Source organism: Iodidimonas sp. SYSU 1G8 (genome assembly GCF_039655775.1).
Lineage (GTDB): Bacteria > Pseudomonadota > Alphaproteobacteria > SMXS01 > SMXS01 > RI-34.
On the sequence record NZ_JBBYXJ010000002.1, the window covers coordinates 1150469 to 1172401 of the forward strand.

Annotated in this window: 20 protein-coding genes; 8 read left to right on the forward strand and 12 right to left on the reverse strand. The window is 64.3% G+C overall.

Translation table 11 applies throughout. The features are described 5' to 3' along the window. Positions 1-2 precede the first annotated feature (2 nt). A complete protein-coding gene (locus WJU17_RS16615) occupies positions 3-713 on the reverse strand; it encodes an FkbM family methyltransferase (protein WP_346328510.1) in 711 nt (236 codons plus the stop codon). A gap of 31 nt (positions 714-744) precedes the next feature. Then, positions 745-1770 (reverse strand): NADP-dependent oxidoreductase, encoded by a 1026-nt coding sequence (locus tag WJU17_RS16620; RefSeq protein ID WP_346328511.1) that lies wholly within the window; start codon positions 1768-1770, stop codon positions 745-747. Between the two features lie 103 nt (positions 1771-1873). Here WJU17_RS16620 and ppk2 point away from each other — a divergent pair, with 103 nt between their 5' ends. Both ppk2 and WJU17_RS16630 read left to right on the forward strand, forming a co-directional pair. Beyond that, positions 1874-2659: a polyphosphate kinase 2 gene (gene ppk2 / locus WJU17_RS16625; protein ID WP_346328512.1), complete on the forward strand. Its 786-nt coding sequence runs from the start codon at positions 1874-1876 to the stop codon at positions 2657-2659. A 1-nt stretch (position 2660) separates the two neighbouring features. Then, positions 2661-4166: a CHAD domain-containing protein gene (locus WJU17_RS16630; protein ID WP_346328513.1), complete on the forward strand. Its 1506-nt coding sequence runs from the start codon at positions 2661-2663 to the stop codon at positions 4164-4166. Positions 4167-4169: 3 nt separating this feature from the next. Here WJU17_RS16630 and WJU17_RS16635 read toward each other — a convergent pair whose 3' ends face one another. Continuing rightward, entirely contained in the window at positions 4170-5438 is a 1269-nt protein-coding gene (locus WJU17_RS16635; RefSeq protein WP_346328514.1) for an MgtC/SapB family protein, read from the reverse strand. Positions 5439-5579: 141 nt separating this feature from the next. On the opposite strand from WJU17_RS16635, the gene WJU17_RS16640 reads away from it, so the two are divergent. Both WJU17_RS16640 and WJU17_RS16645 read left to right on the forward strand, forming a co-directional pair. Next, positions 5580-6734 (forward strand): acyl-CoA dehydrogenase family protein, encoded by a 1155-nt coding sequence (locus WJU17_RS16640; protein ID WP_346328515.1) that lies wholly within the window; start codon positions 5580-5582, stop codon positions 6732-6734. 11 nt (positions 6735-6745) lie between these two features. Then, on the forward strand, positions 6746-7786 hold the full coding sequence (locus tag WJU17_RS16645; RefSeq protein WP_346328516.1) for an NADP-dependent oxidoreductase: 1041 nt from the start codon (positions 6746-6748) through the stop codon (positions 7784-7786). A gap of 6 nt (positions 7787-7792) precedes the next feature. Here the strand turns inward: WJU17_RS16645 and WJU17_RS16650 are convergent, their stop codons facing one another. Together WJU17_RS16650 and WJU17_RS16655 are read right to left on the reverse strand one after the other, a co-directional pair. Continuing rightward, the gene (locus tag WJU17_RS16650; RefSeq protein WP_346328517.1) at positions 7793-9334 is read right to left on the reverse strand and encodes a response regulator; all 1542 of its coding nucleotides are present in this window, start codon (positions 9332-9334) and stop codon (positions 7793-7795) included. 11 nt (positions 9335-9345) lie between these two features. After that, the gene (locus WJU17_RS16655) at positions 9346-10410 is read right to left on the reverse strand and encodes a histidine kinase dimerization/phosphoacceptor domain -containing protein (protein ID WP_346328518.1); all 1065 of its coding nucleotides are present in this window, start codon (positions 10408-10410) and stop codon (positions 9346-9348) included. A 187-nt stretch (positions 10411-10597) separates the two neighbouring features. Here WJU17_RS16655 and WJU17_RS16660 point away from each other — a divergent pair, with 187 nt between their 5' ends. From WJU17_RS16660 to WJU17_RS16670, 3 genes are all read left to right on the forward strand, one after another. Next, the gene (locus tag WJU17_RS16660; protein ID WP_346328519.1) at positions 10598-11632 is read left to right on the forward strand and encodes an NADP-dependent oxidoreductase; all 1035 of its coding nucleotides are present in this window, start codon (positions 10598-10600) and stop codon (positions 11630-11632) included. 108 nt (positions 11633-11740) lie between these two features. Beyond that, a complete protein-coding gene (locus WJU17_RS16665; RefSeq protein WP_346328520.1) occupies positions 11741-12250 on the forward strand; it encodes an EF-hand domain-containing protein in 510 nt (169 codons plus the stop codon). 122 nt (positions 12251-12372) lie between these two features. Next, the gene (locus WJU17_RS16670; protein WP_346328521.1) at positions 12373-13257 is read left to right on the forward strand and encodes an alpha/beta hydrolase; all 885 of its coding nucleotides are present in this window, start codon (positions 12373-12375) and stop codon (positions 13255-13257) included. Positions 13258-13260: 3 nt separating this feature from the next. Here the strand turns inward: WJU17_RS16670 and WJU17_RS16675 are convergent, their stop codons facing one another. The 7 genes from WJU17_RS16675 to WJU17_RS16705 form a co-directional block, all read right to left on the reverse strand. Beyond that, positions 13261-13782 carry a hypothetical protein gene (locus WJU17_RS16675; protein ID WP_346328522.1) on the reverse strand — a complete coding sequence of 174 codons (522 nt, stop codon included), beginning with the start codon at positions 13780-13782 and terminating at the stop codon, positions 13261-13263. Continuing rightward, entirely contained in the window at positions 13779-14195 is a 417-nt protein-coding gene (locus WJU17_RS16680; RefSeq protein WP_346328523.1) for a secondary thiamine-phosphate synthase enzyme YjbQ, read from the reverse strand. The genes WJU17_RS16675 and WJU17_RS16680 overlap by 4 nt, the downstream gene beginning before the upstream one ends. 20 nt (positions 14196-14215) lie before the next feature. After that, positions 14216-14905 (reverse strand): hypothetical protein, encoded by a 690-nt coding sequence (locus WJU17_RS16685; RefSeq protein WP_346328524.1) that lies wholly within the window; start codon positions 14903-14905, stop codon positions 14216-14218. Positions 14906-14981: 76 nt separating this feature from the next. Beyond that, positions 14982-15785 carry a TIGR03084 family metal-binding protein gene (locus WJU17_RS16690; protein ID WP_346328525.1) on the reverse strand — a complete coding sequence of 268 codons (804 nt, stop codon included), beginning with the start codon at positions 15783-15785 and terminating at the stop codon, positions 14982-14984. After that, on the reverse strand, positions 15785-16540 hold the full coding sequence (locus WJU17_RS16695) for a glucose 1-dehydrogenase (RefSeq protein WP_346328526.1): 756 nt from the start codon (positions 16538-16540) through the stop codon (positions 15785-15787). Before WJU17_RS16695 ends, WJU17_RS16690 begins: the two co-directional genes overlap by 1 nt. 103 nt (positions 16541-16643) lie before the next feature. Continuing rightward, positions 16644-18275 (reverse strand): FAD-dependent oxidoreductase, encoded by a 1632-nt coding sequence (locus WJU17_RS16700; protein ID WP_346328527.1) that lies wholly within the window; start codon positions 18273-18275, stop codon positions 16644-16646. Between the two features lie 142 nt (positions 18276-18417). Beyond that, positions 18418-20862, reverse strand: coding sequence for a TonB-dependent receptor (locus WJU17_RS16705; RefSeq protein ID WP_346328528.1), 2445 nt, complete (start codon positions 20860-20862; stop codon positions 18418-18420). Positions 20863-21239: 377 nt separating this feature from the next. Here WJU17_RS16705 and WJU17_RS16710 point away from each other — a divergent pair, with 377 nt between their 5' ends. Further along, on the forward strand, positions 21240-21872 hold the full coding sequence (locus WJU17_RS16710) for a helix-turn-helix domain-containing protein (RefSeq protein WP_346328529.1): 633 nt from the start codon (positions 21240-21242) through the stop codon (positions 21870-21872). The last annotated feature ends 61 nt before the right edge of the window (positions 21873-21933 follow it).

A 21933-nucleotide genomic window follows, 5' to 3' on the forward strand; every position in this document is an offset into this window, starting at 1 on the left:
ACTCAGGGACGGCGCATCAGCGCGTTCAGTTCGCAAAGGGCGCCCGTCCTGAAACGGCCGACCACGGACAGGTTCTGCAATGCGAAGCCGGCGTCCTCGTAAAGGCGCAGGGCGTCGAGATAGTGGGGCATGCCGGCATAGATCGCCTTGACCGAGACTTCCGACTGCAGGCCCAGCACCTGGTCCATGCAGCCGCTCGCGCCGCGGAAAACCTCGAGGTCATAGCCCTGCGTATCCATTTTCAGGAAAACGCGCGGCGCGTCGACACCGGGAAACAGGCCGGCGAAGCACTCATCGAGACGGCACACCTGCACCTCCTCCGCATGGGTCGTGGCAATGCCATGCACGGGCTCGAGCAGCGAACTCATCACGGAATTGTCGGCCACGTTCATGGTCATGGCCTCGTTGCGGCTGCCGAGCGCCATGTTGTAGCCGCGCCATAATCTGTCGCCGGCCATCGCCCGCTGCATGGCGGCGAATTCGCTGGGCACCGGCTCGAACGACGCGATATGGCCGGCAAAGCCGATGGCCCGCAAATCCTGGGCGAACTGACCCCGATTGGCGCCGACATCGATGACGCAGTCGATCTTCAGATCGGTCAGCACTTTTCGCAGTTGCCGGAACTCGAGATAGCGGTCGATCGGAGACGCCGGCACGGGGATACCGGCCCTGATGAGGCGCATGGCCAGCGGCCGGATGAAACCTGATAGCATTGACGTATCCCAGGCCGGGATGGCCCTGCCCCTAACCGGAGGCACCGTCGAGGCGAACCATCAGCTTGCCCGTATTCGTACCATCGAACAATGCCCGGAAAATCGCCGGCATGTTCTCGAAGTCGGTTCGGACGTCCTCGCGGGCATCCAGCGCGCCGGCGCGATACCAGGCTTCCAGCCGCTCCAGCGCGGGATCGATGTTGGCGGCGAAATCCGGCAGCAGGAATCCTTCGATAGAGGCGCGTTTCACCAGCAGGTTCCAGAGATTACGCGGGCCGGGACGGGGGTCGATGTCGTTGTATTCGGCGATGGAGCCGTTCATGACGATCCGGGCGTGCAGGTTAATGTTATCCAGCACGGCCTCCAGCATGGGGCCGCCCACATTGTCGTAATAGATATCGATGCCTTCCGGGCACACGCGCTTCAGCGCCGCGGCCAGGTCGGCCTCGGCCTTGTAGTCGACCGTGGCCGCGAACCCCAGTTCCTGCTCCAGGTACCGGCACTTCGCCGCACCGCCGGCCGAGCCGACGACCCGCAGCCCCATCAGCCTGCCGATCTGACCGGCGATGGTGCCCATGTTGCCCGCGGCACCCGAGATGAACAGGGTTTCGCCGGCTTTCGGCTTGCCGATCTCTTCCAGCGCGATCAGCGCGCTGCAGCCCATGCCGCCCAGAAGGCTGTTGAACTTGGGCAGCGGGATGTCGTGATCCGCCGGCAGTGTGCGGAACACGAAGCCGGCGCCCAGCAGGGAATAGTCCGACCATGATCCGATGGCGTAGAGCCGCTGGCCAACGGGGAAGTCGTCATTTCGCGAGGCGATCACCTCGCCGATGATCCCGGCGCTGACGGGCGCGCCCAGCGGGATCGGCGGGAAGTAATTACCGCCTTCGTCCATCCAGCCCCGCTGCGCGGGATCGACCGACAGGATCAGGTTCCGGGTGACGAATTCACCCTCGCCCGGGACGGGTACAGGCGAGTGCACGAGCGCGAAATCCGCGTCGGTCGGCACACCTCGCGGTCGCCGTGCCAGTGTCCATTGCCGATTGAGTGCGGTCATCGCGTCTGCCTCTGCGTTGCCGGGTGATCAGGCTCCCGGTTCTGTGCCATACTTTTCACGCGGTTTCACGATAACATGACGCCGTCAACCGAGGGCAGGGTGCATGGCAAAGAACGACCACGGCAAGGATCCCGACCTGGGCAGCTATCGCAAGAGGTTGCACGCGCTGCAGATCGAGCTGGTCAAGCTGCAGAGCCATACCATCGCCCACGACGAAAAGATCCTCGTCATCGTCGAGGGCCGCGACGCCGCCGGGAAAGACGGCGCCATCAAGCGGATCACCGAACATCTCAGTCCGCGCGAGACCCGCGTGGTCGCGCTCGGTAAACCGTCCGACAGGGACAAGACCGCGTGGTACTTTCAGCGCTGGGTGGCGCATCTGCCGGCCGCCGACGAGTTCGTCCTGTTCAATCGCAGCTGGTACAACCGCGCCGGTGTGGAAAAGGTCATGGGGTTCTGTACCGATGACCAGCTGCGCGAGTTCTACGAGACAGTATTGCCATTCGAGCAGATGTTGATCCGCTCCGGGATCCATTTGTTCAAGTACTATCTCGATATCTCGAGGGATGAGCAGAAGAAGCGCATGAAGGAACGGCGGCGCAATCCGCTCAAGCAATGGAAGATCAGCCCGATCGATCAGGTGGCCGAGAAAAAATGGAAGGAATACAGCGCCGCCCGCAATGACATGTTCACCCATACCCATAGCCCGCTATCGCCCTGGAGCATCGTCAAGGCGGACGACAAGAAGCTGGCCCGTGTCAATCTGATCACCGACATCCTCAATCGTCTGGAATATGACGGCAAGGATGCTCGGATGCTGCTCAGTGATCCCCAGATCGTGTTCGGGTTCGACCCCGCCTATGTCGAAAATGGCCTCATCGCACCCTGACATGGAAACCGAGATCAAGCTGAAGCTGTATCGGGGCGACCTGTCCGCCCTGCTGGTGGCGTTGAACCAGACGGCATCCATCACGGCGCCGGCCCAGGTCAAGATGCTGGACAGCCGTTACTACGACACGCCCGACCGGCAGCTCGGCGCCAAGCGCATCGCCCTGCGGGTGCGGCGCACCGACGCGGGGTTCATCCAGACCGTAAAGACCGAAGCGCAGGGCGAGAGCGTTCTGTTCGCACGCGGCGAGTGGGAAACACCGGTGCCCTCCTTCGTGCCGCGGTTCGAGGGGATGGACACGCTGGGCGAAATATTCGCGACCGAGATCGAGCGGCGCAAGCTGATCGCCCTTTATCCGCCCGGCAGCGCGGCGGCCACGCGGATCGAGGTCGCGATCGACCAGGGCCTGATCCGGGCCGGTTCAAAGGAAGAGTCCGTCAGCGAGGTCGAACTCGAACTGTTGGACGGGCATCCGGCCGATATTTTCGACATGGGTGCCCGCCTTTCCGAACAGGTGCCGTTGCAGCTATCCATCGACAGCAAGTCGGCTCGGGGCCATCGGCTGGCCGCTGGCGAGCCGCCCCGGACAACCAAGGCGGACAAGCTGGAATTTGACGCCGATGTCTCGCTGGAAGCGGGAATGCGGGCCAGTCTGCGCGCCTGCGTCCAGCACTGGTTCGCCAACCAGGCCGCCGTGATCGACGGCCGGGATAGGGAAGGCGTGCATCAGATACGCGTCGCCTTGCGCCGCCTGCGTTCTGCCATCGTCTTCTTTCGCCGCTATATTCCCGATCCGCCCCTGACGGAATTCAAGGATCAGGCGAAATGGGTCGCGAGCAGCCTTGGACCTGCACGGGACTGGGACGTCTTTCTGACGGAAACCCTGGATCCGGTCATGTCCCTCTGGCCCGAGCATCGCGGATTGCGTGCCCTTGCCTCGGCCGCCGAACACAAACGCCGGGCCGGTTATACCGAGGCCCGCATGACCATCGCCTCGCCGGCCTATACGGTCTTCGCGCTGCGGCTTGCCGGGTGGATTGAACGTGCGGGTTGGCGCGCCGGTCTCGATGCGGAACAGATGGCGGCGTTGGAGCGGCCCATGACCGAACTCGCGGCGCCCTTGCTGGACAAGCTCTACGAGAAGGCGCTGAAGGCGGGGAAGCACTTCGAGACGCTGGATGTGCATGAAAAGCATGAGGTGCGTATCGCGCTCAAGAAGCTGCGCTATGCGGGCGAGTTCTTTCGCAGCCTCTACCCCAAGAAGGATGTGAAGCGATTTCGGGATGCGCTGACCGACACGCTGGAGTTGCTCGGCAAATTGAACGACCTAGCGGTCGCGCGCGAGCTCTGCGGCCGGCTCATGGACGCGGGCGAGGATGGCGGTCAGATGGAGACGGGGACCGCCGCGCTTCTGGACTGGCACGAACGCCAGGGCCACGTCTCCGATGACGCGTTGGCGAAGGCGTGGGACGGTTTCCGGGATGCCGAGCCGTTCTGGCGCGGTTGAGCGTCAGCGGACCAGCCACCAGGCCAGCGCGCCGGCAGGCAGGGCGGCCAGCAGGCCGGGCGCGACACGTGCCGCCATGTCCCTGCCGCCTGTCCAGGCGATGATCGTGAACTTGGCCAGGATGTTGACCGCCACGGCGATCAGGATAGCGAGTGCTCCCGTCGCGGCAGGCAGACCCCGTGCGACGCGTTCGGCGGCGGTCAGCGTCGGGGCATCCACGTCGGTCAGGCCGGCGATGCCCGAGACCAGCAGCAATCCCGCGTCGCCCAGCCAGGACTGCAGGCCTGCGGAACTCACCATGACCACCGCGAGCACGGCGGCGAATTTCAGTGGGACCGACAGGCTGAAGGGCTTCATGCCGTGAAGGTCTTCGCCCGCGCGCGCCGAATCCCGCGCGTCCGGTCGGCGCGGCCACATGATGATGATCACGACCAGCCCGGCAAGAGCCATGGCGCCCAGGATCGGCGCCAACCGTCCCGCGAGCGTGGGGGAGAATGCCGCCGATACCGCCAGCAGCCGGATATAGACGACGGTGGAACTGGCGACGGCGGCCGTCGCGGCGGCAGGCCGCACCGTTTCGCTGCCTCTGCCGAGCCGCGCCATGCTGACCGCCACGGCCGTCGAGGAGGCGAGGCCGCCCATGATACCGGTCACGATGAGGCCAAGGCGGGGGCCCGCCCATTTCACCGCCATGTAGCCGGCGAAGGACAGGGCCGAGATCAGGACGACCATCAGCCAGATCAGATACGGGTTCAGCGCCTGCCACGGTCCAAATCCTTCATTGGGCAGAACCGGCAGGATCACCAGCGACATCACCAGCAACCGGATGGCGCCGTGGATCTCCGGCCTTTCCAAATTCTCGACCCATTTATGCAGCGGCGGTTTGAACGCCAGCAGGACGGTCGTGACGACGGCGGCGGCGGCGGCGATGCTGTGCTCGCCATACCCTGCCGTCGCGCCCAGGGCGAAGGTCAGGACGACCGCGATTTCCGTGGTGATCCCGCGGTTGCCGGCATCGTATGGAGTACGCACCAGCGATGCGACGACGATGAGACCGACCAGCGCCGCAAGGGCGATCAGGACCCAGATCCCCTGTTGCTGCGACAGATAGGCGGCCAAGCCCCCCAGCAGGCCGATCAGGGTGAAGGTCCGCAGGCCCGCCATGCGCCCGCCGTCGGGCTTGTCGCGCTGCGACCAGCCGCGTTCCACGCCGATCATCAGGCCGATGCCGAGCGCGGAGGCGAGATCGAGCAGCGGCTGATGATCGAGCATGACGGATCCTTGAGGGTCGTTTCGCCCATGTTACGCCCTCCCATGTGGAAATTCACGACACGTGCGGGTTTTCGGCGCTTCAGTAACGCACTATAAGCGTCGGCGAGTTCGCCCAGCCGAGACAAGAAACGGGAACATGCCATGATCCGCGACCAGGAAATTTTCAATCAGCTCCGTGACACCATTCGTCGCTTCGTCAACGAACGCCTGATCCCGGCGGAAGACCGGGTGGTCGAGGACAACGCCGTACCCGCCGAAATCCTGCGCGAGATGCGCGAGATGGGCCTCTACGGCATGACCGTTCCGGAGGAATATGGCGGGCTGGGCCTGACCACCGAGGAAGAAGCCTACATCATCATGGAACTTGGCCGCGCCTCGCCGGCGTTCCGGTCCAAGATCGGCACCAATAACGGCATCGGTTCTCAGGGCATCGTCATCGACGGCACGCCCGAGCAGAAGGAACGCTTCCTGCCCAAGGTCGCGGCGGGAGAATATGTCGCCTCCTTCGCGCTGACCGAGCCGGACGCCGGCTCCGACGCGGCGAGCATCCGCACCACCGCGATCCGTGACGGCGACCATTACGTGGTGAATGGCACCAAGCGCTACATCACCAACGCGGCCGACGCTTCGATCTTCACCCTGATGGCGCGCACCGATCCGTCGAACAAGGGCGCGGGCGGCGTTTCGGCCTTCATCGTCGAGAAGAACAGCCCCGGCCTGACCGTGGGCAAGCCCAACAAGAAGATGGGCCAGTCGGGCGCCAATGTGTACGACGTCATCTTCGAGAATTGCCGCGTGCCGGCCGAGAACCTGATCGGCGGCGTCGAAGGGCAGGGCTTCAAGACCGCCATGAAGACACTCGATCGCGGCCGTCTGCACATCGCGGCGCTGTGCGTGGGCGTGTCCCAGCGTCTGGTCGAGGAATCCGTGCGCTATGCCGTCGATCGCAAGCAGTTCGGCCAGGCCATCGCCGACTTCCAGCTGGTGCAGGCGATGCTCGCCGACAGCCGGACGGAATCCTACGCGGCCCAGTGCATGGTCCTGGACGCGGCGCGCAATTACGACGCGGGCAACCGTAATGTGGGCGACATCGCCGCCTGCAAGTACTTCGCTTCGGAAATGGTCGGCCGCGTCGCCGACCGGGCGGTGCAAATCCACGGCGGCGCGGGCTACATGTCCGAGTACCCCGTCGAGCGCTTCTACCGCGACGTGCGTATCTTCCGTATCTACGAGGGCACTTCGCAGATCCAGCAGCTGCTGATCGCGCGGAACCTGATCAAGGAATACCGGAACTAAGGGGAAAGCCGATGAGCGCGAACGACATCAACCGCCAGTGGCTGTTGAACGGACGGCCTGAAGAAAACAACCCGGTCGTCCTCGACGAGCACTTCAAGTACAACGAGGCACCGCGCCCGGAAGTAGGTCCCGGTCAGTTTCTCGTCCGTTCCATGTACCTCTCCATCGACCCGGCCATGCAGGGCTGGATGCGCGAGCTGGCCGATTACATGGCGCCCATGAAGATCGGCGACGTGATGCTGGGGCGCGCGGTGGCGCGCGTCGTTGAATCGCAGCATCCGGGATATCAGGTCGGTGATCTGGTCTACGGTGTGTTCGGCTGGCAGGACTACTACGTCTCCGACGGCCGTGATCGGAACGGTATTCCGGTCAACAAGCAGCCGAAGAACGCGCCGCCCACGGCGGTGCTCGGCGCGCTGGGCACCACCGGTCTGACGGCCTATTTCGGCCTGTTCGATGTGGGCCGTCCCGTGCCCGGCGACGTTGTGCTGGTCTCCGGCGCCGCTGGCGCTGTCGGCTCGCTCACGGGCCAGCTCGCCAGGCTGGCGGGCTGCAAGGTGATCGGCATCGCCGGCGGCCCCAAGAAGTGCGACTGGGTGGTCAAGGATCTGGGCTTCGATGCCTGCATCGACTACCAGACGGAGAAGGTCGCCGACCGCATCGCGGCGCTGGCGCCCGGCGGCATCAACGTGTTCTTCGACAATGTGGGCGGCTCCGTGCTGGAGGCGGGCCTCGCCAATCTGGCGATGAACGCCCGTGTCGCCCTGTGCGGCGGCATCGCCGGCTACACCAAGATCATCCCCGGCCCGGCCAACTACATGCAGCTCATCATGAAGCGCGCGCGCATGGAAGGCTTCATCGTGGTCGATTACATGAGCCGCTGGCCGGAAGGCATGGCCCGCCTCTCGCAATGGATCGCGGAAGGTAAGCTCAAGGAGACCGTGGATGTGGCGGACGGCTTCGACAAGACGCCGAAGGCGCTGATCGGTCTTTTCAGCGGCGCCAACATGGGCAAGCAACTGGTGAAGATCGGCGACGATCCCTTCTCCTGAGGGCGCTTAACCCGCCAGAACCTGGCGCACCTTGAGCGCCAGATCGATCTTGCCGAACGGTTTGGCTATGAATCGCGTGGTGTCGTCGTCGGCAGGCCCGTCGGGAAACGTGCCGGCGGTATAGCCGGACATGAAAAGGACTTTCATGTCTGGCCGCTGGCGTCTGGCCTCGTGGGCCAGCGCCATGCCACTGATGCCCTTTGGCAGCACCAGATCGGTCATCAACAGATCGATGGGCTGGTTGCCGCGCAGGATTTCGAAGGCCGTGGCGCCTTCTTCCGCCTCGATGGTCTTATATCCCAGGGACATCAGCATCCGGAGAACCAGCTTGCGGACCATCGCGTCGTCCTCCACCACCAGAACCACCTCACCTTTGGCGGCGGACGTGTCGGCGACAGGCGTGGGCGGCGCGACCTCCGCCAGATCGGCTTCGATCGCCGGGAAATAGAGGTAGACCGTGGTGCCGTGGTCCGGGCGGGTCTCGATCTTGAGGCCACCCTGGGATTGGCGAACGAAGCCGAGCACCTGACTGAGACCCAGGCCCGTTCCCTTGCCCAGCGGCTTGGTGGTGAAGAAGGGCTCCAGTGCCTTGGCGACGATGTCGTCCGGCATGCCTGTTCCGGTGTCACCGACGGCCAGCGCCGCATAGGCACCCGCCTGCATCTCGCCATGAATGTCCGGATCAGGGGCGGTGATATCCGCGTTCATGCCGCTAATGGTCAGGGTGCCGCCACCGGGCATCGCGTCGCGGGCATTGACCGCCAGATTGAGCAAGGCACTTTCCAGCTGACTTTGATCGGCGCGAATCTTCCACATCCCCGAAGGCATTCTGGTGTGGATATCGATGGTTTCGTCCAGCAGGCGCCGGAGCAGTTTGGTCAGATCCGCGACCAGCGCGGGCAGGTCCAGCACCTGGGGCAGCAGCGGCTGCCGGCGTGAATAGGCCAGCAGCTGCTGGGTCAGGCTGGCGCCGCGCGATGCCGCGCGCAGCGCGTCCTGAATCATGTCGGAGAGCTCGGGACTGGGAGCGAGGTCCTTCATGAGCTCCAGATTGCCCTGTATCACCGCCAGCAGATTGTTGAAGTCGTGCGCCACGCCGCCTGCCAGTTGGCCGATCGCCTCCAGCTTCTGGGTCTGGTGCGTCCGTTCTTCCTGTTCGCTTCTCGCGGTCTCGGCCTTCTTGCGCTCAAGCGCCATCTGGATGGTCGCGTGGAGCTCCCGTTCGGAAAACGGCTTCAGCAGATAACCATGGGGCTGGGTCTCCCGCGCCCGCGCCAGCGTCGCCTCCTCGGAATACGCCGTCAGATACACCACCGGGATGGGATTGTCGGAGGGCAGCCGCGATGCGGTTTCGATCCCGTCCATGTCGCCGTCGATCTTGATATCCATCAGGATCAGGTCGGGACGCTCCCTGCCGACACGGTCCAGGGCCTGCTGGCCCGAGGAGACGACGGCGGGCACCTCGTAACCCAGCTTTTCCAGCTGCTGCCGCAGGTGCAGGGCGACGATTCGTTCATCTTCGACAACCATGATCTTGGGCATATTCATCGAGCGCCTCGTTACTTGGAATGAGGGAGCGTCAGCGTGAACCGTGTCGGGTTCGATCGCTGAAGCGTGAGGTGGCCACCCACCTGATCGGCGAGGAGTGTCACCAGTTGCAGGCCCAAGGTCGGCGTGGTGTCGATATCAATGGTCTCCGGCAGACCGATGCCGTTGTCGGCAACCCAGATCGTGATGTTGTCGTCGCCATCCTGCGCCAGGCCCACGACGATACGGCCTTCCGATTGGCCGGGAAACGCATGCTTGAGCGCGTTGGAAAGCAGTTCATTGACGGCAAGCCCGCAGGGAATTGCCGTGTTGATGGGGAGCGCGACGGGCTCTGCTTCCACCGAAACCTGAATCCGTCCCGCGTCGAGGCCGTAGGAACTGGTCAGGGTCTGGGCAAGAGAGTCGATGAAACGGCTGAAATCGACGCGCGCGAAATCCTCCGACTGGTAAAGGGTCTGGTGTATCAGCGCCATCGAGCGGATGCGGTGCTGGCTCTCGCGCAACATGTCCGCGACGGCGGGGTCGTCCAGTCGCATCATCTGCAGGTTCAGGAGGCTGTCGATGATCTGCAGATTATTCTTTACCCTGTGATGGACTTCACGGAGCAGGACGTCCTTTTCCTTCAGGGCGGCCTCGATCCGCTGTTCCTTCTGTTTCCGGTCGGAAATGTCGACGATGGCCGACAGCACCATCTTGCCATCGGCCATCTCGATTGGGTTGAGACCGATCTCCACGGGAAATTCGGTGCCGTCCTTGCGCAACGCGTAGAGGTCGCGGCCCGCGCCCATGGGCCTTGACTCCGGATGGGCGTAGAACAGCTCCCGCAGGGGAGGGTGGTTGCCGGCAAAACGGCCGGGTACCAGCATTTCCACGGGTTGTCCCAGCATCTCGGCGCGGGTATAGCCGAACACGCGTTCTGCCTGCGTATTCACCATTTCGATCCGGCCGTGGGTGTTGATCATCACCATGGCACTGGGCGCGGCCTCCACGACCCGACGGAAACGCTCCTCACTGCTGCGAAGAACATTCTCGATCTGCTGGAGGCGCAATTCCTCCGACTGCATGGGTTCGGGCATTATGAGCGCATCTAATATTCGCCTGAGTCTGGCGGGCGCGATCCGGTAATACGGGCCGGAAAGCCAAGGGGTTCATGGACATAGTCTAGACCACATGCCAGCGGCGCACCATGGCAGGTTTTGCCGGTCCGGGCGGTGTGCTTCGCCCGTGCATGTAGTAGGCTTGCTGAAAATGAGGGAGGGCAGGATGACCGACATGAACCGGCAATGGTGCGTTGCCGACGCGCCCGGCGGCAGCGGATTGGGGCTGACTCACGAGCAGTTTGAGTACCGCGAGGCGGCCATTCCGGAGCCGCGTGACGGCGAGGTCCTGATCCGCAATGTCTATTTCTCGTGTGATCCCATGAACCATGCCTGGGTCAAGGGGATGGAGGAACGGTTTCGGGCCATTCCCATCGGTCAGCCCATGTGCGGCGGCGTCGCGGGACGCGTCGTGGCATCGCGCCATCCGGATTTCAAGCCGGGGGACGCGGTGACCGGCTTTCTCGAGTTCGCCGATTACGTCACCACGGGCGCCTTCGACCGCACTGGTACACCGCTGCAGCGTATTCCTACGGACTTTTCGCTGGCGTCGGGCCTTGCGACGCTGGGCATGACCGGCCTGTGCGCCTATTTCGGTCTCGCGGACATCGGCAAGCCCACGCTTGGTGACACAGTCGTGGTTTCCGGCGCGGCGGGCGCCATCGGCACCATCGCGGGCCAGCTCGCGAAGCTGAGCGGCGCCCGGGTCATCGGCATTGCCGGCGGCGGGTCCAAATGCGCCATGCTGACCGGTGAACTGGGCTTCGACGCGGCCATCGACTACAAGGCCGAGGATGTGGCGGCGCGCATGGCGGAATTGGCGCCGCGCGGCATCGATGTCTTCTTCGACAATGTGGGCGGCGGCATTCTGGACGCGGCGCTGGCCAACATGGCCCATGGCGGGCGCATCGTCATCTGCGGCGGCATCGCCGGATACAACGCGCAGGCGCCGGGTTTGCATAACCACATGGCGCTCGCCATGCGCGGCTGCACCATGGCGGGATTTTTCTTCTTCGATCATGTTGGGCGGTTCGCCGAGGGCGTGGCCCGGCTCGCCGACTGGATGCGGGGTGGTCATATAAAGGAAGTCCTCGATATCGCCGATGGCTTCGACAAGGTTCCGGAAGCGGCGCTGGGTCAGTTCATGGGCGCCAACCGGGGTAAGCAGCTCGTCAAGATCGTCGAAGATCCTGGAACATGAACGCCAGATAAACAGATGCCGATAGAATTATTTGAAAAATCTCCGAAGGGTTTTCCGAAGAGCTGCGTTAAAGGCAAGGTCTAACGAAGACGATCACGGAGAGAAAACATGGCTAATAAGGTTCTGATCACGGCGCTGGTCACGGGTTTCGCAATGACGTCCGGTGTGGGCGCGGCGTTTGCCGGTTCTCATGAGGGCCATGGTCCCGGCGGGCACAAGACCAAGATGCTCGAGATGCTGGACACCAACAAGGATGGCTCCATCAGCAAGGCGGAATTCGAGGCCAAGCGCGGCAATGAATTCTCGGCGGCCGACGCCAACAAGGACGGCGCGGTCACGCCGGCTGAACTCACGGCCTATCACGAAAAGAAGATGGAAGAGCGCAAGGCCGAACGCCAGAAGCGCATGTTCGACCGCCTCGACACGAACAAGGACGGCAAGGTCTCCAAGGAGGAGTTCGCGGCCGGCGGCATGTTCGAGCGGATGGACAAGAACAAAGACGGCAAGATCACCGCTGACGAAATGCAGTGGAAGGGCAAGCGCGGTCACGGCCACGGCGGCCATGACAAGGACGGCCCCGACAAGGACGGTCCTGACGGGGACGATGCCGCTGAATAATCCGGCATTGCCGTGACGGAATCGGGCGCCCGGCCATGGCCGGGCGCCCTTTTCGTTTGTGCGCTCGCTTGGTCCGGCGGCGCGGGCGTGGCATCCTCTCGCTTCATCGCAGGAGACGCTTCATGCCACGGATTACCGCCAACGGCCTCGCCATCGAATATGACGAACGCGGCCCGGCCGACGCACCCGCCATTCTGTTGGTCATGGGGCTCGGCGCGCAGATGCTGCTCTGGCCCGACCGGTTCTGCAGTGGGCTCGCCGAGCGGGGATACCGGGTCATCCGCTTCGACAACCGCGACATCGGCCTCTCCCAGAAGCTGGACAGCGCGGGCATCCCCGATCTGGCGGCCCTCGGCAAGGCGCTGGCGGCGGGCGAGGCGGTGAGCGTGCCCTATCTGCTCGCCGACATGGCCGCCGACGCGGCCGGTGTTCTGGACGAGCTCGGCGTCGGCAAGGCGCATGTGGTCGGCGCCAGCATGGGCGGCATGATCGCCCAGCTCGTCGCGGCCCGATATCCCGGCCGGGTCCGTTCGCTGACTTCCATCATGTCGACCAGTGGCCGCCCCGGTTTGCCACCCGGCGCTCCCGAGGCGACGGCGGCGCTCATGTCGCGACCGGCTGGCTTCGACCGCCAATCGGTGGTGGATCATGGCGTCAAGCTGGCCAAGGTCATCGGAAGTCCCGGATATCCGGTCCCGGACGAGATCGTCCGTTCGTTCACGGAAAAACTCTACGACCGCTCGTTCTATCCCCTAGGCATGCTACGGCAATATGCCGCCATCATGGCGTCCGGTTCCCGAGAGACGGTGCTGCCCGGCATCGCGGCGCCGGCGCTGGTCATACACGGCGATGCCGATCCGCTGCTGCCGCTCGCCCATGGCGAGGATACCGCCCGACTGATCCCCGGCGCGAGGCTGGAGGTGATCGAGGGCATGGGGCACAATTTCCCGCCGCAGCTCAATGACCGGCTGGCCGATCTGATCGCCGCTCACGCCGGGGCGGCGTGACGGCTACAGGCCGGCGGTGGCGGCAAGTCGGGCGACGAGGTTCCTGAGCTGCCGCATCCCGCATTCCGTCCCGGCCTCGCCGGACATGCCATCGCCGTCGGCATCCTGTCCCTGGTCGAGCTGAGCAAGGCGTGCGGCGATGAGCTGATGGTCGGCGCCGGGCGCGCGGGCAAAAGCCGCGAGTGCCAGCGCCCGATCGACCATGCCGTCGGCGCATGCCTCTGCGCGGACCGCTGTGGCCTTGAGGCCTTCCGCGCCCTTGCCTTGAGCCGCCAGAGCGGCATTCGCCGCGATGGCGGCCACGGAGCGGACAAAACCGCCATCGTCGGCGTCCAGTTCCGCCGCCGCGTTTTCCGGTTTGGCGATGGCGGCCCGCAGGTGACTTTCCGCCCGATCCAGCAGTGCGAGACCGCCCGGGGTCGCGGGCGACCCGCGCACTATGTTGATGATGGGCTGCCGGTCAATTTCCTGCGCCATGGCCGCCTGCGGGAGCAGGAGAAGGGCGATGAGCGGGAGTCGGGTCATGCGCCGATCACATGCAACGCGACCTCGCGCCGGTGCGGCCGGTCACGGTGTTCGAACACGTAGATCCCCTGCCAAGCGCCCAGTACCATGCGGCCCTTCGACACAGGAATGGACAGCTGCGTTTGCGTCAGCGCTGCGCGAATATGCGCGGGCATGTCGTCCGGCCCTTCGGCATCGTGGCGATAAGGCACCGCCCGGGGCGCGATCCGCGCGAAGAAATCCTGCAGGTCACGCAACACGTCTGGATCGGCGTTCTCCTGGATCGTCAGCGAGGCGGAAGTGTGCCGGATGAACAGGGTGAGCAGACCATCGGACAAGGGCTGGCCAGAGAGCCAGCCCTTGACGGGGGATGTAATGTCGATGAGGCCGGGACCCGGGGTCGGGATCGTCAAACTGGTCTGGAACTGCTTCACCCGGAACCCCGGCGCTGCCTCTACTGGGCGGCAGGGTGCGACATGGCGCGCAGGGTGTCCAGCACCCATGTCTCGCGCGCGGGGTCTTCCGGCGAGGCGAACGATACCGCGAGAACGTCGCTCGTTACCGTCCCGGTGACGACGGGAGTCGCCAGCACGTTGCGGTCCAGCAGGGTGGCGATCTGGCGGCCGGCGTTGGCGTTGGTCAGGGCCGCGACCATCTGGCTGCCTTCCGGGCTCAGCTTCAGCATCAGGGCGGCGGCGCCGCGGTTGTTCTGCGCCTCTGAGACCGCCTCGATCTTGTCGGACAGATCAATGGACGTGCCCACCGCCCAGATATCCACCCTGTCAGGCGCTTCCAGCGCGTCGATCTCGTCCATGGCCACGCCGCTCTCCACCAGCGGGATCAGGCCGGCGTCGGCATAGAGGTCTTCGTCGGGGGAAACTTCGCGGAGCACGCGGTTGCCGCGCACGATCAGCAGGGTATCGCCGTCATGGGCGTCGAGAAAGGTCTCGAGCCTTCCTGTATCCACATCGCCGGGACGCGCGACCGGGCCAAGTTCTGCCTCGTTGCCGGCAAGATCGAGCTGGCCGGGCGTGAACGAGAACATGCCTTCGACAGGCGCCATGTAGAGGCGGTTTTCCTCGGCATGGGCGGCGGACATGGAGGCCGTGCCGAGAAGGACGACGGCGAGAAGGGTGCGGATCATGGCGCTACTCCAGAAGGGATGGCTGCTGTCTGAACGTCTTCCATGCAGCCAAGTTCCGCCGGCGCAACGATCCATCTCAGCGCTGGAGGAACCGCGTTCCCGGCGGCGGCGGATCTTCCGGCGCGCCCGCGAAACACTGCGCCATGGCCATCCAGCGCCCGGCGGTGTCCCCCGTTGTCCTCAGGCCGGTATCAGCCACGTTCCGTACCTGGGTGACGACCTGACAGAAGTCGGTGGCTTCGCCCTCGATCCTGTTGTCCTCGCTCGGCTCGTGCCATTCCCAGATGTCGCCGGAAGGCGCCGTCAGACGAACGTAAGGCGGGTTGGCGGGCGGCTCCAGGCCCCGGTTGACGAAGGTCCAGCCATAGGTGTTGATGCCGATGACGGCGATGTTCCGGATACGATCCGTATCGATCCGCTCGACACCGAGCACATCGTAAACGGCCTGGCCATGCGCCCATGTTTCCATGAGGCGGGCGGTGATGCTGGAGCGCACAGACATGTCGGGGCCGCCCCACTTCACCCGTTTCTTCGGGTCCGCCTCGGCAAACTGTCCGGCGATGTCGCGGGTGAGGTCCCGCCACTGGTGCAGCAGTTGCTGGTTCTTCACCCCGGCCAGCCAGTCATGGTTGAACTGCAGATGGCTGCCGCCCGCCTTGATGACGTCGCCGATGCGGGCGCGGAAGGCGACGAAGCCATCGCTGTCGCGCAGGGTCAGGCCGGCGGCGAAGTTCCATAGATGGAGATGGGCGATGACATCGTTGATGGTCCAGCCCTTGAACTGGGTGACCGTCGCCCAGTCCTCCTCCGCCAGCGGCTCCAGCAGCGCGTAGAGCGCCTCGCTTTCGTCAAGGAAGTCCTGGGCCTGTTCGATGGTCATTACGCCGCGCTCCAACCGCCGTCGATGGGCATCTCGATGCCGGTGATATAGCGCGCCAGGTCCGAGCAAAGAAACAGGGAACCGTGCGCGATGTCCTCGGGCTCGCCCATGTCGCCCATGGGGATGGCGGCCTTGATCGCCGCGTCCAGCTCGGGCGTCAGATTGCCGAGAATGGGCGTGCGGATCTGGCCCGGATGAATGGAGTTCACGCGGACGCCGCGCTTGACGTATTCCAGCGCCGCCGATTTCGACATCAGCCGCACCGCGCCCTTGGTCGCGTGATAGGACAATGAGCCTGGGCTGCCGACAAGGCCATAAAGCGACGAGATGTTGACGATGGCGGCGTTCCCCGTCTTCAGCAATTCGGGCATCGCCGCCTTCATGCCGAGCCAGACCGAGGTCTGGTTGATCGCCACCATCCGGCTCCAGCCTTCCTCGGTCTCTTCCTCGACGCCGCCGGGGTGATAGATGCCGGCATTGTTCACCAGCGTCGTCAGCCGTCCATACGCCGCGATGGCGACGGCGACGGCGTGTTGCCAGTCGGCCGGGCTGGTGACATCGAGGCGCACGAAGCGCGCCTCGCCGCCGGCCGCATTCACCGCCTCGACGACCGCCTGGCCCCTGTCTTCCTGGATATCGGCGGCGATGACACGGGCGCCCGCGCGAGCGAACACCTCCACATGCGCCTTGCCGATGCCGCTGGCCGCTCCGGTCACCAGTGCGGTTTTGCCGGCGAGCATTTCCTTGATGTCCATGTCTCGTCCTCCCCGGCCCAAGCGTAGCGCAACCGGGGACGGCATGCATCAGACGACCGACCCTAATATCTCAGGACCACCCGCCCGATGCCCACCTTAACGTCTAGCGGTTGGTTCGGCGTTCGGCGGCGTGCTTGCCCGACAGATAGCCGAATACCATGCCCGGGCCGAGCGTGCCGCCCGGGCCGCCATAGGTCATGCCGAAGGGGGACGCCATCACGTTGCCGGCCGCGTAGAGGCCGGGGATCGCATTGCCGTCGATGTCGACCACGTTGCCATGCACGTCCGTCTGCGGACCGCCCTTGGTGCCCAGCGCGCCGCTGCGCACCTCGACGGCGTAGAATGGGCCGCGATCCAGCGGGCCCAGCGTCGCGTCGCGCTGGCCCTTGCGGTAGGGGTCGCCCCACCAGCAATCGAACGCGCTGTCGCCGCGCCCGAAATCCGGATCGCTGCCGCCGGCGACGTTCTCGTTCCATCGCGCGACCGTCTTTTCCAGTTCATCGGCGGGAATCTCCAGCGTCTCGGCCAGCGCCTGCAGGGTCGGTGCCCGGATCACCCAGTCAGGCGCCTGGCCCGGCCCGGCGGCAAGCATGCCGAAACCATAGGTTTCCAGATATCCCTGGTCGAAGATGAGCCAGCTGGGGATGTTGGCATATTCGAACTTCGCCACGTCCTCGACGTGGAAGGCCGCGCCGAACGCGTTGTAGTTGGCGGCCTCGTTGGTGAAGCGGCGGCCGCGCTTGTTGACCATGATCGAACGCGGCATGGTGCGCTGACCCATGATCATCATGCGCTCCATGGGGTTTTCCTCCACGGGGACGGAGGCGACCGGCGTCCACCAGGCCTCGCGCATGTTGCCCAGCATGGCCCCCGCCTTCATGGCCATCTTCAGACCGTCACCCGTATTGGTCTTGATCGAGACCTGATGGGTGAGCGGGCCGCGCAGGAAGGCGCGTTTCAGGTCGTCATTCCATTCGAAGCCGCCGGTGGCCAGGATCACGCCCGTGCGCGCGCGGACCTTTAGTTCGCCATCCGGCGTATCGAAGATCACGCCGACGATGGCGCCGTCCTCCAGGATCAGCTCCCGGGCCGCGCATTCGGTCTGCGGTTCGATGCCGCGGTCCAGGCAGCCCTTCAGCAGCCGGCCGATCAGCGCCTGGCCGCAGCCACGTTCGTTGCGAATCTTGCGGCGGGCGATTTCCTCGGCCGAGGGCGGCTGCGGCACGGATTTGCCCAGCGGCGTCTCGCTCATGGTGATGTGCGGATTGGGATAGTAGGGCGAGGGCGTGACCCGGTCGGCCCACGCGCCCAGTTCCTCATAGGCATAGATCGGGCATTCGATGGTGCGCCCGCCTTTCGGACTGCCGCCGGGAAACTCCGGATGATAGTCGGGCATGTCCTTGACCGAATAGAACTGCACCGGCGTGCGCGACTCCAGGAAGTTCACCATCTCGGGGCCGGCGTCCACATAGGCCTCGGTCAGGTCCTGTCGCATCAGATCGCGCGAGAGCGACATCATGTAGGTGATCGCCTTCTCGCGGCTGTCGTCGATGCCGTGATCCTTCATGTGCGGATTATTCGGAATCCATACCTGGCCCCCGGACCATGCGGACGTGCCGCCGACCTTATCGGCCTTCTCGAACACGCCCACCGAGGCGCCGCCTTCGGCGGCCGTGATCGCGGCCGTCAGGCCAGCCGCGCCGGTGCCCAGCACCACCACATCGAATTCCAGCATCGAACACTCCCCGGTATTTTGTATCCATTGTTATATTATCTCTGCGTCCCAGCGTCCAGACGGTTTGCCGGCATAAAAAACGGGCGGTGTGGGAATGTCCCGCACCGCCCGCCAGGGTTATCCGAAGGGATCGGATTCTGTTCTAGAACCTGTAGGTGACCTGGATCTGCACCTGCCGCTTGCGCTGGGTCGCGGCGAAGGCATCCGCGCGGATGCCGGCGCCGACGGACCCGGCAGGACGTCCGGCTGGTCCGCCGGTCAGAGGCCGCTCGGAGCTGTTGAGCAGGATCACTTCATTGGTCAGGTTCCGGCCGATCAGCGCCAGTTCCCAGCGATCGTTCAAGCTGTAGAGCCGGGCCACGGCATCGACGGTGATGTAACCATCCTGGAAAAGGTCGGGCCGGTTCTCCGGCAGCAGCGGATAGGAGCTGACATAGCGGACGTCCGAGGCGATGGAGAAGCCCAGATAGTTGCTCAGGTTCCAGTCATAGGTGAAACCCAGGCTCAAATTCCAGTCGGGCGAGATCGGCGGGTGCTTGCCCGACAGATCCTGCGACGTCGGGAATCCGGTATTGGGATTGACCAGCTGGTTGCAGCCTTCTTCCTGCGTCTGCCCCGCGAAACAGGGACCGAGGAAGTCGCGGTAGCGGGCCCGGTTGTAGGCCACGTTGCCGCGCAGCTGAAGCTGGTCGGTCGCCACGTAGATCGCGTCCAGTTCCACGCCGGTCGTCCGGGTACGGGCCGCGTTCTCGATGGTGAACGAGGTTGTCTCGGCGTCGAACGCGCTGACCTGCTGGTCCTTGAAATCGTAGCGATACGCGGCGCTGGACAGCTGCAGGCGGCCATCGAGCAGGGTCGCCTTGGCGCCGATCTCGAAGCCTTCGACCTTCTCGCTGTCGAAGGTCAGCCGGTCGAGATTGATCCCCTGAACCAGCACGGCGGTGTGCGAGAACCCGCCGGCCTTGAAGCCGGTCTTGTACGCGCCGTAAAGGGTCAGGTCGTCCGTCGGCTTCCAGGTCAGCGTGGCCTGCGGCGAGACGTTCGAGTCCAGGAATGTGTCGTCGAAGCGCTGTCCGGTGAGTGCCCCAGCAAGCAGCGTGTGAATATAGGCGTTCTGGACGGTGGACACCTTGCGTTCGTTGGAATAACGCGCGCCGGCCGACAGCTCCAGTTGCGGCACGATCTCCCAGATCACCTCGCCGAACACCGACCAGCTGCGGCCATCCTGGCGCGATGGCCGCCGGAACGAGAAATAGCTGCCCGTGACCGGATCGGCGGGCAGGGGCGCGATATCCGCCTGTAAGTCGTAATCGAAATTGCTGTCCTGATAGAAGGCGCCCAGCATGAAGTTCAGCGGTCCCTCGAAGTCGCTGAGCAGGCGCAACTCCTCGCTGAACACCTCGTACTCCTCGATCTCGCTGGCCCAGATCTGGCCCGCCGCCGAGTAATCCTGATTGTCGCTGGACGCGTTCTTGTACCAGTTCCAGCCAGTGACCGAGGTCAGCGTGACGCCGCCCATGTCATAGTTCACCAGCAGCGAGCCGTTGTAGGATTCGTAGTCGGTGAAGGGTACGCCGCCGCGGAAGTCGAAGGGCGCGTTGGCCGCAAGCTCGGGGGGCGCGTCGCTCTTGGATATCTTGAAGTCGGGCTTGCAATCGTCGAACGGGTCCGGCACGCCAAAAACCGGTTGCGGCGTACCACCCGGACCCTGGCAGCCGATCTTCTGGTTCATGGTGTTCTGACCGGCATTCTTGGTGGTGTTGCCTTGGAATTTCAACGTGGCATCGAAATTGTCGGTCGGCGTCCATTTGGCGGTAATACGGCCGGTGAACTCCTCGGACGAGTTGTAAAGATGGGCAGGACCCGGAATGACCGGGAAACCCTGCGGATCGACGCCGAACTGGGACTGGGCCACGTTCTTCATCCAGCCGCGCATGTCGGTGAAGCGTGCCGCGATGCGGACGCCGAACTTGTCGGACAGCGGCATGGAGGCCATCGCCTCGCCGATCCATTCCCGCGCCTCGATCTCGTAGGACAGCCGCGCGAGTCCCTCGAACTCGTCGCCCGGATCGGCGGTGGTGACGATGACCACGCCGGCGGGCGTGTTCTTGCCGAAATAAAGCGCCTGCGGCCCCTTGAGGACCTCGATGCGCTCCATGTCCATGAAAGCCTGCTGCATCCAGCGGGCGCGATTGTAAAAGACCCCGTCGATCACCGTGCCGACCGTCTGATCGAAACCCAGATTGCCACCGGAGCCGATACCACGCAGATACAGGATGGCGCCCGCATTCGAGCCGCCGGCGTTGATGGTGAGTTGCGGCGTCATCTTGGCGGCCGAGACGAGGTCGCTGACTGCGTAACGGTCGAGGCTGGCTTTATCCAGCGCGGTTACCGCGACCGGTACGTCCTGCAGGCTTTCCTCGCGTTTGCGGGCGGTGACCATCACCTGATCGATCTGCCGGTGAACGGTGGGTGGTGTGGCTGGCCCGGACTGTGCTGTCGCGGTTCCAATGGCGCCACCAAACGACATGACGCAGGCGAAGCCCGAAAGCCCCAGCAGGCCGTACGATGAAAGTCTTTTCCCCATGATCCTCCCCTGTTCCCCGCGCTTGGCGGATCGTCCCCGGTACGTCTGCTCCCCAGCGACGTATCGGGTGGATACCGGTGGTCCCCGGGATCCCGGGCGGTATCGGAGATAACGACAAGCGACCCTGACTTTTTTTACTTATACGCCTCCGCTTCCATCACTATCAAGCAAACAATTACTTATTTTTGCGCTCCGCTAGGGTTGTGTCGGGAGGTGTTCTATAATAAAGTAATCACTTACATTTAAATCAGTGGGGTGTCAGGCTGACGTCATCCTCGGCTTTCTTGCGCAGGTTCCGTCGCGGAACTCCGTATCGAGTTTAGCGTCGAACGGGCGTAAGGTCGCCAGGTCAACGACGTGGCCAAGGCGTGGGGACAATGACCGACAGCAAGCAGAATACCGCCGAACCGGGGGGGCGCCGGCGCCGTCTTTCGGCACCCGAACGGCGTCGCCAGATCATCGCGGCCGCCCAGGAGGTCTTTATTCGATCGAGCCTGAGCGGGGCCCGGACCCGTGAAATCGCGGCGGAAGCCGGAGTCAACGAAGCCACGCTGTTCGCGCATTTCGAGTCCAAGGAAGCCCTTTTCGAAGCCGCCGTGCTCGAACCCCTGCGCGAGGCCGTGAGCGAGCAGGTCGCGATCGCACGTGCCCGCGCGCCGCAGGACCAGCCAGCCCGTGACGCCAGCCTGCAGGCCCATGACCGCTTCCTGCGCACCATGCTCAAAAGCTATCCGCTGCTGGTCACGGCTCTGTTCTCGGAGAGGGCCGCCGGCGAGGAGATGTACCGAAAGCACATCTTCCCCATGATCCGCACCCTTGCCGATATCACGCGCGAGCGAGCCGGCGAGGACCGCCTGAAACATGTGGATGTGGAGTTGATGACCCTGATGGGTTTCGGCGTGCATCTGATGGTCGTGATGGATCACCATTTTCGCGGCACCGAGATGGACGTGGAAAAGACCGCTGCCGCGATCACCGCCATGTTCGATCACGGCCTGCGGCCTGATTGAACGAGCCCCCCGCCAGTCCACGCATACCGGTTTGTTTCGGGGCTGGTGTGAACTATGATCC

Coding starts and splice junctions, on each gene's coding strand:
- WJU17_RS16640 (WP_346328515.1), top strand. CDS start 5,580: ATGATCCGCGACCAGGAAATTTTCAATCAGCTCCGTGACACCATTCGT.
- WJU17_RS16685 (WP_346328524.1), bottom strand. CDS start 14,905: ATGATCCGCACCCTTCTCGCCGTCGTCCTTCTCGGCACGGCCTCCATG.
- WJU17_RS16630 (WP_346328513.1), top strand. CDS start 2,661: ATGGAAACCGAGATCAAGCTGAAGCTGTATCGGGGCGACCTGTCCGCC.
- WJU17_RS16650 (WP_346328517.1), bottom strand. CDS start 9,334: ATGAATATGCCCAAGATCATGGTTGTCGAAGATGAACGAATCGTCGCC.
- WJU17_RS16695 (WP_346328526.1), bottom strand. CDS start 16,540: ATGGACATCAAGGAAATGCTCGCCGGCAAAACCGCACTGGTGACCGGA.
- WJU17_RS16710 (WP_346328529.1), top strand. CDS start 21,240: ATGACCGACAGCAAGCAGAATACCGCCGAACCGGGGGGGCGCCGGCGC.
- WJU17_RS16705 (WP_346328528.1), bottom strand. CDS start 20,862: ATGGGGAAAAGACTTTCATCGTACGGCCTGCTGGGGCTTTCGGGCTTC.
- ppk2 (WP_346328512.1), top strand. CDS start 1,874: ATGGCAAAGAACGACCACGGCAAGGATCCCGACCTGGGCAGCTATCGC.
- WJU17_RS16660 (WP_346328519.1), top strand. CDS start 10,598: ATGACCGACATGAACCGGCAATGGTGCGTTGCCGACGCGCCCGGCGGC.
- WJU17_RS16635 (WP_346328514.1), bottom strand. CDS start 5,438: ATGCTCGATCATCAGCCGCTGCTCGATCTCGCCTCCGCGCTCGGCATC.
- WJU17_RS16655 (WP_346328518.1), bottom strand. CDS start 10,410: ATGCCCGAACCCATGCAGTCGGAGGAATTGCGCCTCCAGCAGATCGAG.
- WJU17_RS16615 (WP_346328510.1), bottom strand. CDS start 713: ATGCTATCAGGTTTCATCCGGCCGCTGGCCATGCGCCTCATCAGGGCC.
- WJU17_RS16665 (WP_346328520.1), top strand. CDS start 11,741: ATGGCTAATAAGGTTCTGATCACGGCGCTGGTCACGGGTTTCGCAATG.
- WJU17_RS16645 (WP_346328516.1), top strand. CDS start 6,746: ATGAGCGCGAACGACATCAACCGCCAGTGGCTGTTGAACGGACGGCCT.
- WJU17_RS16690 (WP_346328525.1), bottom strand. CDS start 15,785: ATGACCATCGAACAGGCCCAGGACTTCCTTGACGAAAGCGAGGCGCTC.
- WJU17_RS16620 (WP_346328511.1), bottom strand. CDS start 1,770: ATGACCGCACTCAATCGGCAATGGACACTGGCACGGCGACCGCGAGGT.
- WJU17_RS16675 (WP_346328522.1), bottom strand. CDS start 13,782: ATGACCCGACTCCCGCTCATCGCCCTTCTCCTGCTCCCGCAGGCGGCC.
- WJU17_RS16670 (WP_346328521.1), top strand. CDS start 12,373: ATGCCACGGATTACCGCCAACGGCCTCGCCATCGAATATGACGAACGC.
- WJU17_RS16700 (WP_346328527.1), bottom strand. CDS start 18,275: ATGCTGGAATTCGATGTGGTGGTGCTGGGCACCGGCGCGGCTGGCCTG.